At 46.3% G+C, this 13,757-nt stretch carries 14 protein-coding genes; 3 read left to right on the top strand and 11 right to left on the bottom strand.

The features are described 5' to 3' along the window. Positions 1-5: 5 nt before the first annotated feature. From AC1RJL_RS10020 to AC1RJL_RS10010, 3 genes are all read right to left on the bottom strand, one after another. The gene (locus AC1RJL_RS10020) at positions 6-536 is read right to left on the bottom strand and encodes a cytochrome b/b6 domain-containing protein (RefSeq protein ID WP_492913499.1); all 531 of its coding nucleotides are present in this window, start codon (positions 534-536) and stop codon (positions 6-8) included. Beyond that, on the bottom strand, positions 536-802 hold the full coding sequence (locus AC1RJL_RS10015; RefSeq protein ID WP_492913497.1) for a PepSY domain-containing protein: 267 nt from the start codon (positions 800-802) through the stop codon (positions 536-538). Before AC1RJL_RS10015 ends, AC1RJL_RS10020 begins: the two co-directional genes overlap by 1 nt. A gap of 155 nt (positions 803-957) precedes the next feature. Continuing rightward, on the bottom strand, positions 958-1,437 hold the full coding sequence (locus tag AC1RJL_RS10010) for a Fur family transcriptional regulator (RefSeq protein WP_492913495.1): 480 nt from the start codon (positions 1,435-1,437) through the stop codon (positions 958-960). A 154-nt stretch (positions 1,438-1,591) separates the two neighbouring features. On the opposite strand from AC1RJL_RS10010, the gene AC1RJL_RS10005 reads away from it, so the two are divergent. From AC1RJL_RS10005 to AC1RJL_RS09995, 3 genes are all read left to right on the top strand, one after another. After that, positions 1,592-2,266, top strand: coding sequence for a response regulator transcription factor (locus tag AC1RJL_RS10005; RefSeq protein ID WP_492913493.1), 675 nt, complete (start codon positions 1,592-1,594; stop codon positions 2,264-2,266). Next, complete coding sequence (locus AC1RJL_RS10000) at positions 2,263-3,552, top strand: sensor histidine kinase (protein WP_492913491.1); 1,290 nt, start codon at positions 2,263-2,265, stop codon at positions 3,550-3,552. The genes AC1RJL_RS10005 and AC1RJL_RS10000 overlap by 4 nt, the downstream gene beginning before the upstream one ends. Positions 3,553-3,700: 148 nt before the next feature. After that, positions 3,701-4,204, top strand: a complete 504-nt coding sequence (locus AC1RJL_RS09995) for a hypothetical protein (protein WP_492913489.1) — start codon at positions 3,701-3,703, stop codon at positions 4,202-4,204. 164 nt (positions 4,205-4,368) lie between these two features. On the opposite strand, the gene glmS is transcribed toward AC1RJL_RS09995, so the two are convergent. The 8 genes from glmS to AC1RJL_RS09955 form a co-directional block, all read right to left on the bottom strand. Further along, positions 4,369-6,201, bottom strand: a complete 1,833-nt coding sequence (glmS, locus tag AC1RJL_RS09990; protein WP_492913487.1) for a glutamine--fructose-6-phosphate transaminase (isomerizing) — start codon at positions 6,199-6,201, stop codon at positions 4,369-4,371. A gap of 80 nt (positions 6,202-6,281) precedes the next feature. Continuing rightward, positions 6,282-7,052 (bottom strand): DeoR/GlpR family DNA-binding transcription regulator, encoded by a 771-nt coding sequence (locus AC1RJL_RS09985; RefSeq protein WP_492913485.1) that lies wholly within the window; start codon positions 7,050-7,052, stop codon positions 6,282-6,284. 143 nt (positions 7,053-7,195) lie between these two features. Continuing rightward, positions 7,196-9,313 carry a glycoside hydrolase family 9 protein gene (locus AC1RJL_RS09980; RefSeq protein WP_492913483.1) on the bottom strand — a complete coding sequence of 706 codons (2,118 nt, stop codon included), beginning with the start codon at positions 9,311-9,313 and terminating at the stop codon, positions 7,196-7,198. 142 nt (positions 9,314-9,455) lie between these two features. Further along, positions 9,456-10,931, bottom strand: a complete 1,476-nt coding sequence (locus AC1RJL_RS09975; RefSeq protein ID WP_492913481.1) for a polysaccharide lyase — start codon at positions 10,929-10,931, stop codon at positions 9,456-9,458. A gap of 277 nt (positions 10,932-11,208) precedes the next feature. Beyond that, on the bottom strand, positions 11,209-11,301 hold the full coding sequence (locus AC1RJL_RS09970; RefSeq protein WP_492913480.1) for a hypothetical protein: 93 nt from the start codon (positions 11,299-11,301) through the stop codon (positions 11,209-11,211). 262 nt (positions 11,302-11,563) lie between these two features. Next, on the bottom strand, positions 11,564-12,922 hold the full coding sequence (glmU, locus tag AC1RJL_RS09965) for a bifunctional UDP-N-acetylglucosamine diphosphorylase/glucosamine-1-phosphate N-acetyltransferase GlmU (RefSeq protein ID WP_492913478.1): 1,359 nt from the start codon (positions 12,920-12,922) through the stop codon (positions 11,564-11,566). A 51-nt stretch (positions 12,923-12,973) separates the two neighbouring features. Next, positions 12,974-13,321 carry a hypothetical protein gene (locus AC1RJL_RS09960; RefSeq protein WP_492913476.1) on the bottom strand — a complete coding sequence of 116 codons (348 nt, stop codon included), beginning with the start codon at positions 13,319-13,321 and terminating at the stop codon, positions 12,974-12,976. Next, positions 13,308-13,595, bottom strand: a complete 288-nt coding sequence (locus tag AC1RJL_RS09955) for a hypothetical protein (protein WP_492913474.1) — start codon at positions 13,593-13,595, stop codon at positions 13,308-13,310. Before AC1RJL_RS09955 ends, AC1RJL_RS09960 begins: the two co-directional genes overlap by 14 nt. Positions 13,596-13,757 lie beyond the last annotated feature (162 nt).

The following is a 13,757-nucleotide window of genomic DNA, read 5'->3' as shown; positions in this document are numbered from 1 at the left end:
GTTATTTATTCTACTTTGCGCCTGTTGCCAGTAATCATCGACAACGGAAGGTTTTCCTTTAAGCGATAGCTTTCAAACAAGGCAGCGACTATATGTACTAATACCAGCGCCAATAAAGTACTGGCAATCCCGTCATGCAGATTTTGCACCCAATCTTCGCCCCAGAAATAATCAACTTCTTCCATCATAAAACCGGTGATACCCAGTGATAAAATACAGAGCATCATTAGGATCATCACCAAGCCGCCCAAGGGTGAATGGCCCATGCGGTGATAATGTTCGCCTTTTATCAAAGCACTGATATGTGTTTTAAGCCGTGCAGGCGTCGGGAAAAAATCTGCCCAACGCGCCGCGCCGGCGCCGAAAAAACCCCAGAAAAATCTCACCACCAACCAAGCCACGGCGATATAACCTAACCATTGGTGCCAGGAATCCCCCGCTTCATTGAAGAAATAGTTGGCAATAAAAATTCCCGCTATCGACCAGTGGAACAACCGGATGAGCGGGTCCCAGAGTTTTTCGGTTTGTGGTGACATTACTCGTCAATTTCCTCTTTGACCGGTTTACCTGAAACCGGATCGAAATAAATTTCAACTTTTTTCTTGTCTTTGTTCCAGCCATAAATTTCGTAGCAATTGCCGTCGGTTACTTTAAATACTTTAATTTCGTAACCTTTTTCTTTTAATTCCTGCTGGAATTTAGTTTGGTCTAACCAGGTTGATTTATCGGCCGTTGTACATTGTGGACCGGCAAAAGCAGTTGCACTGCACAGGGTTAGGGTCGCAAGGATAAGCGTACGCATAGTGTAATCTCCGTATTGGATTAGAAGGTTTTGACTAACAATAGAAATGATTCCCAGGTAAGGCATAAGTTCAAGCTGTTATTTTTTTATGCGAACTTTGTAACTATTTTTATAATCGGATAACGCTAAAGAATCCTTTTTCACACATAGCCATGCTAAACAGCGCAGGCTTTGCATCTACCATTTATTGACAAGGAAAATTCTTCGGTATCAACACCTAAATGTTGGATTTGTTTTTTGCAGGCATCCATTAATTGGTAGTTAAAAAAACTCAACCGTTTGCCGCATTTGTAGCAAACAATATGTGAAGGATTAGCACCACAATTTACCTCGTAGTGTTTCGCACCATTAATCTGCATCCGGGAGACTAAAATGCCCTTTTCAGCAAAACGGCTCAATACACTGTAAATAGTGGAAAAGGGCACCGGTGTTTTGTTTTTTTGCAAGGTGCGGTAAATATCAAGGATGGATTGCTTTGATCCATGGGTAGAATAAAAGGTAGCGAGCACTTTCAACCGGGAGTCTGTCGCCGCCAAGCCGGCATGCTTGAGCTGCGAAACCGCAAAGTAACGCTCGCCAAAATCCAGGTGATCTGCCGCTTTCGCTTTTCTCATAATGCCGCTACTTGAATTCATAGACATTTCTTGACTTATCAAGTTGGTTTCACTGATATTTAATAGCAATCGTTAATAAGAATGAGTGCGCGCTATTGTAGCGGGCACCCCGTCCTTATTTTGTCCCTGCAAACTGTCTCCTGCAGAACCAGATCAACCTTGTGGATTGAGAAAAATGAAGCTGCTTATTGTTGAAGACAACCAAAATCTGGTAGCCAATTTATTCGATTATTTTGAAGCGAAAGGACACATATTGGATGCCGCGCCCGATGGGTTAGTGGGACGGTGGCTGGCAACGACCCAGCAGTACGATGGCATTATTCTGGATTGGAACCTGCCCAAATTGGACGGATTCCAATTGTTAAAAGAATTGCGCGAAGAGCACCACAGCACTGTGCCCATCATCATGCTGACCGCACGCGCGGAACTGCCGGATAAAGTCAGCGGCTTCCATGCAGGTGCGGATGATTACTTGACCAAACCGTTTGAGTTTTTGGAATTGGAAGTGCGTATGGAGGCGTTGATTGCGCGCACGTCCCGTTCGGCCAAAGCGCGTATTTTGGAAATTGCCGATCTGCGCTTTGATCTTTCTACAATGGAAGTGAGTCGGTCCGGACAATCCATCCAACTTTATCCAATGTATAAAAAATTATTGCGCCTTCTTATGGAGGCGAGTCCGTCAATTGTCACCCACACGCAACTTGAAGAATGTATCTGGGGTGATAGCCCTCCGGGCAGCGATAAGCTGCGTGCTTACATCCATGACTTGCGCCGTAAAATTGATGCACCTTTTCCTAACAAACTCATTCACACCCTTCCACGAATCGGCTACCGCCTGGCGAGTTTATGAATTCAACTAATGCGCTGCAAAAATTTAACTATCGCTGGAGTTTACGCAGAAAAATTATTATCGGTTTAATCACTTATCAGATATTGCTGACACTGGGCGTATTGGCCAATGACTTTGTCGTCAACGAAAGTGCCGAGAAACTCGTGTGGAATTCATCGCTGAAAAGCGAAATGGATTATTTGATTAACCGGCGCGCAGTTGACCCCGACTATGAGTGGCCAAACACTGACGCCATGGCAATGTTCGCTTTGGATGAAAATAATCAACGCCATGCACCACTGCTTGAACTTGGACCAGGGTTGCATGATGAATTTATATTTGAAGGAAAAAACAGAGTGCTATTGATCAGGGAGATCGGTGAGCAATCGCTTGTTTTGCTACTGCATATTGATGATCTTGAGCGGACCGAAGCAAAAGCCAGGAATACTATTTTTATTGCTGCAGGAGTTGTCAGTTTTATCCTTTGTCTTTTTATTGCATGGGCAGCGGGATGGTTGGTCAAACCTCTGCAAGAACTTGCACAACAAATTCAACGGCTAACGCCGGACAAGCAAAACCAGCGCCTGTTATTACCCGCTAACTCAAGCAGGGAAATCGCAGTAATTGTCGATGCAATGAACACCTATATCGAACGTAACGAACAATTTTTGGAGCGGGAACGCGATTTTATCAATATGGCGAGCCATGAGTTGCGAACGCCACTGTCGGTTATCGATGGCGTAGTAAAACTATCCCTCGATGAAAAAAATATTCCCGACAATGTTAAGGGCCGTTTAACTTGTGTGCGTGGATCGATCAGTGACGTAAATGAAATGATCGCTATTTTGCTGGTACTCGCCAAAGATCCAGCCCGCGTTCAGGAAAATAGTGAATTGATTTTTCTTGATCAGCTATTAATAGAAATAATAAAAGAGCACACCTTCCTGGCCAGTGAAAGAAATATTGAAATTAAAATGGAAGAACTGCAGGCCTCGGAAATTATAGCACCGCTGCAAATGGTAAAATGTGCATTAGGAAATTTACTCAGGAATGCCATTGAAAATTCTCACAGCGGAGAAATTTTTATCAGCCTGGATAAAGATTCAACGGTCACCATTAAAAATACCAATAAAGAAATGACCATGCAGGAAATCAGCGAAATGTACGGCCGGCTCGCGCGCAAAAGCGGCCGCAATGGCGGGGGCCTGGGGCTTGAGTTGATTAGTCGGCTCTGTGTGCACTGTAATTGGAATCTGTCTTTTGTGCCCGACTCAGAAACGATTACCTTTTCAGTAAAGTTTATTTGATCTATAAATTAGACTTGGTAAGAAATAAAACACCAAAGGCATCGGCGTCTTTGTGTAATATCTCGTAATAATGAATTATCAGCAAATCTGAGAAAATTTATTTTTAACTTGGTTTAATATCAATTTTTACTATTTTGGAATTTTCAAATTGTCAATTTTTCGTTTTAACCGCATTAATAAATATGTTTTTTTCTTTTCAACTTTGCTCGGAATAATAGTAACAATAGTTAACTTTATACCTGATATTGCCTCTTGGTTGAATCCTCTTGATGAAAAGAAAGTAGTACGTTTTTTACAAGATCACGAAAATGCGGTAAAAAATGCCGATATTGAAGGTATGATCTCTAAGTATCACCCTGGCTTTTCAATGGATGTTTCACATTCAACAGGCCATGTTGAAACATTTAATGCATCTCAAATAGAAAAGCATTTGCAAGACCTAAAGCGACTTACAAATATTCACATTGATATAAGTTCATTAAGAATTTCCATGGTAGATAACAGTATGGCTTTAGTATCCATTGATATGAACCAAAGTTATCAGATTGGATTAACTGAAAAGAGCGAGCAACTGTTTCAATCAATGATAATCGTAAATCACTGGCGTGAACCAAAAATATTGAAGGTGATTTCGATAGCAAAGAAAATATAGTTTTATTAATTTAATTTTTTATTTTTCTGTGATCAGTGATTATTACAAACTGCAACATTTTGAAAATAAAAAAACCAGCAGTAGCCTGGTCTTAACCAGGTCACTGCTGGGTTAGTATTACTAATTATTTAACACTGCCCCCCCTCCGGGGGGGTTATTGCACGTTATTCCACTGTCACACTTTTTGCGAGGTTACGTGGTTGGTCAACATCAGTACCCTTGATAATCGCTACATAATAGCTCAGCAATTGCAATGGCAATGTGTAGAGTATAGGCGCTAACCATGGATGAATATGCGGAATATTGATTACACGCATGGTCGCATCAGATTCGAACTTTGCATCTTCATCGGCAAACACATACAAAATACCGCCGCGCGCGCGCACTTCTTCCACGTTGGATTTTAATTTTTCCAGCAAGTCGTTATTCGGTGCAACAACGATGATTGGCATTTCCGCGTCGATCAATGCGAGTGGCCCGTGTTTTAATTCACCGGCAGCGTAGGCTTCGGCGTGGATGTAGGAAATTTCTTTTAATTTTAGCGCGCCTTCCATTGCGATCGGATACTGGTCGCCGCGGCCTAAAAAAAGTGCGTGGTGTTTATCGGCAAACTCTTCGGCAAGTGCTTCGATTTTTGGTGCTAACGCTAACGACTCTTCCAATTTTGCCGGCAGATTTTTTAATGCAGTGACCATCTCTTTTTGTTGTTCATTTGACAGGCCATTGTATTTTCCAATCGCTAATACCAACATCGCCAGACCAACCAATTGGGTGGTAAATGCTTTGGTAGAGGCTACACCAATTTCTGCTCCGGCACGGGTCATAAACGCGAGATCTGATTCGCGCACCAGCGATGAACCGGCCACGTTGCAAATACTCAAACTACCTAAATAACCGAGTTCTTTTGCTAAACGCAATGCCGCAAGTGTATCCGCCGTTTCACCGGATTGGCTGATTGTCACAACCATGCTGTTGGGTTGTACAAAGGATTTGCGATAGCGGAATTCGCTGGCGATTTCTACGTTGCAGGAAATTCCGGCGAGTGATTCCAGCCAATAGCGCGCGACCATTGCGGAGTGATAGCTGGTGCCGCAAGCAACGATCTGGATGTGTTTTGCTTTTTTAAATAAATCGGCAGCGCCATTGCCGAAGGTTTCGTCCATTACCGATTCGCTGCTCAAACGACCTTCGAGCGTACTCATCACTGCGTTAGGCTGTTCATAAATTTCCTTGAGCATAAAATGGCGGTATTGGCCTTTATCACCCGCGTCATAACTGGCAGTTGATTCATGAATTTGACGCTCAACCGCTACGCCGCCTTTATCAAAGATCCGGATACTGTGACGAGTGATTTCCGCAACGTCGCCTTCTTCCAGGAAAATAAAACGGCGGGTTACCGGCAACAGCGCAAGTTGATCAGAAGCAATAAAGTTTTCGCCGATACCTAATCCAATTACAAGTGGACTACCGGAACGCGCGACTACCAAGCGTGATGCATCATTTTTATCCATCAATACTGTGCCGTAGGCGCCGTGCAAATTTTTTACGCTTTTCTGCACGGCTTTTAACAGGCTATCCGTATTTTTTAATTCTTTTTGCACCAAATGCGCGATAACTTCGGTGTCGGTATCCGAGGTAAATATATAGCCCTCTTCCTGCAACAAATTGCGCAACGACGCATGGTTTTCGATAATGCCATTGTGCACTACCGCAATATGGTCTTTTGATAAATGCGGATGTGCATTGCGCTCACTCGGCTCACCGTGTGTTGCCCAGCGGGTGTGTGCGATACCAGTGCCACCCGGCGTTGGCGTGGAGTGCACCGCATCCGCCAATTCTTTTACTTTTCCCAGACGGCGAACACGCTGCAATTCACCATTACTGTTAACGACGGCCACACCGGCAGAGTCATAACCGCGATATTCAAGGCGACGCAATCCCTCTACCAGAATATCCACCACATCACGTTGCGCTACTGCGCCGACGATTCCACACATGATTAACTCCTTGAGCTGTTTAGTAGTAGTAAAAATATTTTGTTTTTGTAAATCGTGGTCTTAACGCTTTTTATAAATTGTTATGCAGATGCACAAATGACTTGCACACCTTGTTGTTCAATTTTCTTTTTGTTTTGTTCGTCGATGCCGTCGTCAGTCACCAATACTTTTATCGCTGACCAAGGCAATTCCAGGTTATGGATTTTGCGGCCGATCTTGTCGGATTCCGCCATCACGATAACTTCGCGTGCGACTTCCGCCATCACCCGGCTGAGGCTATAGAGTTCGTTAAATGTTGTTGTGCCGCGCTCCAGATCCAATCCGTCGGCACCGATAAAAAACTGGTCGAAGTTGTAGGAGCGCAGGATCTGCTCGGCGAGCTGGCCCTGGAAGCCTTCGGATTTTGGGTCCCAGGTGCCGCCCGTCATCAAAATAGTGGGCTCGTTTTCCAGTTCGCGCAGGGCATTGGCGATACTGAGGGAATTGGTCATCACCACCAAACCCTGCTTGCCGGACAATTCAGGCAAGAGCGCGGCGGTAGTGGAACTGCCGCTGTCGAGGATGATGCGGTTGTGGTCGCGGATCAATTGGGCGGCGGCTTTGGCAATGGCTTGCTTATGGAGTGAAATTTTTTCACTGGTTGGATCATTGATTAATTCTTGCGGCATCAATACCGCGCCGCCATAGCGACGTAGTAACAAACCGTTGGACTCCAATGCGGCTAAATCTTTGCGGATAGTGACCTCAGAGGTAGAAAAGTGCTCCGCCAGCGTCTCTACGCTGACCTCACCGCTGGCATTGAGCAGGTCGATTATCGCGCGGCGGCGCTGCTGGGTATTGCGTTTTGTCATTCTCGACTTGCCCATAAGTTTCGATTTGAAAGATATTTTAAACTTTCGAAACTTTTAAGCAAGATTTTTGACGAAATATGTCAATTAAAACGACAAAAGGCATTTGTCCTGCGACAAATGCCTTTTACTTGATCTTTTAACAACTAAGGATTGGGGACGAACTTTGAAAGCAAACGCACGTAGGCAACCTGATAGTCATTGTGGTTTTCGGTGACCTGCCAGGAATTCAATGGCCAACTGGTATTGAAATCCAGATAGGCTTTCATTGCCGGTTGGCCTTTGGGCGGATTGGGTGCTGCAGCGCCACAGCCAGCATTCGGGCTGTTGGAGGTGCAATTGCTATCCCAGTCGTAGGACGGGTTAGGGCCACCCACTAAAAATCCCGGTGCCGGACCGTAGGTTGATGTACCGACTCTATCCCACAATGCGCTGCCGTTGGTAAACCAGGAATGGTAGAACTCATTGACTGAGCTGTGGACGCCAAGGCTGTACATGTTGGAGAGGTAAACCATGCCCTGTGGATTGGTGCCATGGATGTAATTCAGGTAACCGACTGCCGCGTTGCGCACTTCGTTTGTATCCGGGGTGCCTACGCCGTAACTGATCAGATTGTAAAAAGTCTGGCCTTTGCGCGACATAGTGCGGTTACTACCCCAAGTGAAGTTGCTGGTGCCTAAAAAGGCGCGATAAGGATCATTGCCGTTGTGTACAGCCGGCCAGTTATCATTGGCATTAAGTGCGGATTGGTATTGGTTTTTTACACTGCTTGTGACTGTAGCGGTCGCATCCGGCAAGTTGGCGTAATACAGCCAAGCCGTTAACTCCGGCTCATTCCATGGCGCAACCCAGTTGGTTGCATTGGTAGCATTGGCATCGACATGGGCGCGATAGGTTGATGATCCGGTCGCAGCAAACAGGTAGATCGCCGCCGTGAGTTTTTTCGTCGCACGGCCTGCATCGTCTACTTCCTGTTGGCCGGCACCCAAACCTGCTGATGCACCTTCGTTATTGCGGAAGATGACATTCGGGTTGGCGATTGCCCAATCCCAGGCTTTTTCACCGCGGGTTTTTAAATCAGCAGCATAGGTATTAAGTTCGGCATTACCCATACTGCCCAGAATTTTACTGCCCAACGCAAATGCGCCGGCGCTGGTCAAGGTTGCCGAAGTATTTGCCGGGCCGTAATAACTGGCACCTGTCGCAGTCGATGGTGGGCTGGCGTGCTGGTTTGCAGCATTGCTGTGCGACAGCCCAAGGATTGAAAGTACAGAACCGTCATTGTTCTGCATTTTCTTCAGCCAATCAAAACCCCATTTGATCTCATCGATAATATCGGGAATGCCGTTGCCGGACTCGGGAATGTTGTAATCGTCAGTCCAGACATTGGGATTTTCGGCATAGGCATGGAGCAGGGCGACGAGGTAGTAGGCGTGCCAGTTGGTGTACTTGTTGTAGTCGCCCGCATCGTACCAACCGCCGGATAAATCCTTTTCTGTCGCGACGTTATTTTTATCGCTGTAGAGACGGGCGTTTTTATCCTGACCTGCACCTATATGACTGGCTGCATCGGTCCAACCCGCTTCGGCGCAAGGCGCCTGTTTAGCCAATCCGGCGCGCTGATAGTAGAACGTGCGCATTGCGTGCTTAAGCACGGTTTTGTACACCGTCGTTGAAATTTTGAAGCTAGGTGAGCGGACGTTATTAGCTTTATCCAAAATCGCGTAGGTACCCGGCGTGGTTATGCTGGAGAAATCAAACCACCAGGCTTTGTCGCCAGCCGCATCAAAGGTCGCACCGGATTTCCAGCTAGTAACGGCTTTGCTAAGAGCAACCGTATTGGTATCGAGATTAATCAACTCATAGGACGCGCCCGGGTTAAAACTAAGATCAGCGTCATAGCCGATTTGCGGATCGCGAATCACCGCGACTTTTTTAGCGTCCGGTAGATAACCAAATTGATCCACCACAATAAAATTACTGATGGTCGCATTACCCAATAAAGCAGCACTTGGCACAAACATAGCCGATGAAGACGCCGGTTGCTGGCAGCCGTTCGCAGAAGAACTCGCGGCAGCACTGGATGCAGGTGTTGATGACGGTGCGACCGACGAAACCGCCGGGGCTTGGCTGGATACAGTCACCGGTGTAGAGCTGGGTTTAACATTGCCCGAACCACCACCTCCACCACCACAGGCAGTGATCAATCCGATGAATGTCAGGCCGAGAAATAATTTTGACAATGCAGATGCAGACTGGCTCATAAATCACTCTTATTAATTATCTGATTTAATTACCGGATGATAACGGTTTCACAGTAAAGAGATAAGCGATTTTTATACTTTTCCAGCATCCTCTGGTAAACAACCCGGTGCCATATTGGATTCATGGGCACCGGGATTGTCATCAAGGATTAATCAATTCTACCCAGGGTTGGCCATTATCCAACCTTACCGGGCTGTAAACGCCCACATAATTTTCCGGCAGGGAATTTTGCAGCGGGCTTTTGTTGGCGGACACCCCCCAGCGCGCCTGGTAATAGTGATAGGTATTCGAGCTATCCTGCAGATAAACACGCGCGCTTTGACTATAGGATTTGTTGCTTTGCCAGAGGCTGTAGCCACTTATAGGATGGTTAATATTCCCACCATTATTATTGCCGCCGGTGGTCACCTCACTTAAACGGCTCGTAGTGCTAATAGTGATATCGTCAAAATAGGAATACTGGTCGGTAGTGGGTGCCCAATCCGTAGTGCTGCCACCGAAAAAAGTTTCAAATAAAAACTTATCGATACTGACCGCAGCGGAATTGCGCAACATCAACCCGGATACTCGGGATACTTCAATCCCATCAATATAAGTTGTGACAACCCCGTTGTATTGATTGGCTGTTCCCAACTCAACAAAACTGGTGATGGTATACCAGCGCCCTTTGGTGAAAAAACTCGCAAGCGGCGAATAGTCTCCACATTCATCTTGCTTTACCGGATTGTAGAGATACAAAAACCCATTGCCGTTTTCACGCCACATAAAGCGCGCACTGAATCCATCCAGCAGACTATTGTTGACGCATCCGGTTGGTTTGGTGCCGTTGTAACCCGCCAGCCCCGGAAGCTTGCCACCTTTTACCCAAGTGAAATTGTTATCAAACATCAGTTTGTATTGCAGCCAAAGTTGGGTGTGCGGCCCACCCGGGATCGGATAAGTGAACACCGAGGCAGAGCTGCCGCCAATCTGGTTAGCCTTGTAGGTTACGCGCAACACGCGATTACCGGACTCAAGCGGATCAGTCACAACACTAAGACGATTATCCGCTACACCGGCAGACGCTCCCGGCGTAAAGCCCCAATCCGCACTGAATCTGGCAGCGGTATAAGCACCGGCAGTGTGCTGTTGGAAATTATTGCTATATACCGACGGCGCTCCAATTCCAGACGAATTGCTGGAAATGCTCGATTGCGAAGATCGTGAACTACTTGTCAGGCTGCTCGCGGAAGACTTACTTGAACTGACTACACTCGATGAGCTTTTACTGGAAGGCGGTAAACTGGAATTCGAACTTGATGACAGCAGGCTGGATGAAGATTTGCTTGATACTGGCGCGGTAGATGAACTCGTCGCCACTGATCCACATGAACCTAAATCACTCCACGCATTTGTCCACGCCCAGCCAACACCCGGCTCATAAGGGCCGCCTAGCGAACACCAGCCACCCACCGTGCAGGAAAATGCGCGATTACTATTTTTGACGATTTGGCCCGTAGTGTAACTCTGGCCATTTTGGTATTGGGTAAGACTGCCGCATTCGTAGGCATTACTTACGCTTGATAATAACAATGCACTCACACCCAGTGCCAAGGCACTGATCAAATTTTTGTTCATGGTTTAATCCCCGGTTTTTTGCGAACTCAGCGCGACAGCGGCGCCTAACGAAAAGCCAGAGCAATGCAATTGTGGTGGTCGATGTTATAACTATTTTTATGTCGTGATCATTGGTATTTCTTCTGTACTATTCATCCCACTTTTTACCAATTTTGATCACTACTGAAAGTCGTACCGCAAAAATAGGATACATAGCTCATTCAAAATAAAACGCCCGGCGTTTGGCCCGAATAGTTTGTTAGCGGTCTGAAACGAGGCGCCAGGGCCTCGTTGTCATTTACAGTTTCCTTCCCAAACGCTTTTCAACCATCTTGCGTTCCCAGTTGGGCGTTATCCAACTAAACACTTCGTATGACCAAAGCCCATGCATGGTTAGACCCAGACCCCAACCGATAAATGGCCAGAAGATATCCTGGATATGCCAGCCTCTGCCAATTGTTCTTGCGACCAGCCGCGTTGCAGCCTGAGTTTTCTAATAATCATGTCGTCACCTGTGTATTGAGGTGGAGAAATTGTGCGCGGGACAAATAAATAGGAACACGTCAGCAACCTGACAAACAGGTGAAAACAATCAAATTGCTACCCAAAAATACAAAAGGAGCCGATTTGGCTCCTTTGTTTTTTGTCGATCATTACTTTTTAGTTGGCCGTTCCCAGCCCTGGATATTACGCTGCCTGCTCCGTGCGATGGCAAGCTCAACTTCTTCAACATCTTTAGTGATTACCGAGCCGGCACCAATGGTGCTGCCGGCACCGATTTTTACCGGCGCAACCAATGCTGAGTTAGAGCCAACAAAAACGTCATCACCAATTTCGGTTTTGAATTTATTAATGCCGTCATAGTTACAGGTGATTGTGCCGGCACCAACATTCACTTTGCTGCCAATGGTTGCATCGCCGATATAACTCAAGTGATTCACTTTACTGCCCTTGGCAATCACCGCTTTTTTGGTTTCGACAAAGTTGCCGATTTTTACATCGTCTGCAAGATGGGTTCCCGGACGCAAGCGCGCATAAGGTCCGATATCGCAATGATCGGCGAGCACGGAATCTTCGATATGGCTAAAGGCTTTGATGTGCGTGTTGTTGCCGATTTTGCTGTTGATAATGATGCTGTTAGGTTCAATGACAACACCATCACCAAGCACAACATCACCCTCAAAAACACAATTCACATCGATAACCACATCGCGGCCAGCAGTTAAATTGCCGCGAATATCAATGCGCGCCGGATCAAGCAAAGTCACACCAGCCACCATCAATTCATTCGCTTTTTGTTGTTGATAAAAGCGTTCAAGGGCGGCTTGTTGCTGGCGATTGTTAATTCCTTCCACTTCTTCAACCGCGTTGGGTTGTTCGACGTGAATCGCAATACCATCCGCTTTGGCCATGGCGATAATATCGGTGAGGTAAAACTCGCCCTGCGCATTATTATTGTTTAATTGCGGCAACCATTTTTGTAAGTGCACCGCTTTAACCGCCATGATGCCCGTATTTATTTCAGCAATTTTTTTTTGTTCGTCAGTGGCATCTTTGTGTTCGACAATCGCGATCACTGCGCCGGAATTATCGCGGACGATGCGGCCATATCCGGTCGGATCCTGCATATTGACCGTGAGCAAACCCATTTGTGTTTCATTCACACCGGCAATTAATTTTTGCAGGGTTTCTGCACGTGTCAGTGGAACATCACCATAGAGGATTAATACCGTTGCATCATTGCGCAATTGCGGCAGCGCTTGTTGCACCGCATGGCCAGTACCGAGTTGTTGCGCTTGCAATACAAACTTCACATCAGGCGCGGCCATCCTTTCTTCAACTTTTTCCGCACCGTGGCCGACGATAATCAGGATCTGCTCGCCGCCAACCTGACGCGCAGTATCGACTACATGTTGCACCAGCGCTTTGCCGCCAATCGGGTGCAATACCTTGGGTAAATCAGAACGCATACGGGTGCCTTTACCGGCGGCAAGGACGAGGATATCGAGCATGGTTGTTTCCTTTTAAACGAATTCTTTAATGTTAATGTGCTGGGTAAATTGTCATTCTTGACGTAAGCAGTATTGAATCAGCGCTTGCCGAATACTCTGTCTGGTGTTTAGAAAGAGCAGGGCATAGACCATACCTTTAGTTTTATCTGTGCGATATATCACTCTCATCTGGCATTTTGGATCCACGTAATCGCAATAGTTTGTCATGCCAAGGTCAGCAGTTTCTTCACACAAAGGGGAGCTTTTCGGATGCGCTAGAACCCTAGCCTCAAAACCATCAAGAAAATCATCCAATAAATCTTTTGCGGCTTTCTGGCCTATGTGCCTGGCAAGGTAGTAAAAACGGTCGTGGAGCTGACGCTCAAATGTTTGGGAATATTCGATATTACTCGGAGTCACTATCTACCAATCCTTTATCCACCAGTCCATTTAAACCGTCGCGAAGCCGGACGGAAGACAAAGTGCGACCAGCGTTCACATCCTTTTCTGCAAAAGACAGCATCCGCAACAGTGCCATCTGCTCTTGCTGCATTTCAAATTGAACCGGGTCTTGCACCACATACAATGGCTCGCCGTTTTGGGTAACGATCACAGGCTCTGATACATCCATTGATGCCAGTGCCTTCTTAAAAGCCGACACGGTAGTAATACGTGATCCTATTGATAAGGACATAAGCCCCTCCGGATAATTAGTTACCTGTTAAGGATACGCTTGTTTTTACTGTGAGTCCAAATATGGGCCATATATGGACATAAATTTGACTCGCTCTGCCAATGCATTCTGGTAACAGTCATAACCCTCTGTCATTGAGGGTGTTATACCAGCCTCCTGCAG

This window comes from Cellvibrio sp. GW822-FHT04B05 (assembly GCF_058800985.1).
Note: the sequence above shows the minus strand (reverse complement) of the source record. Positions and strands in the feature narration are given on the sequence as shown.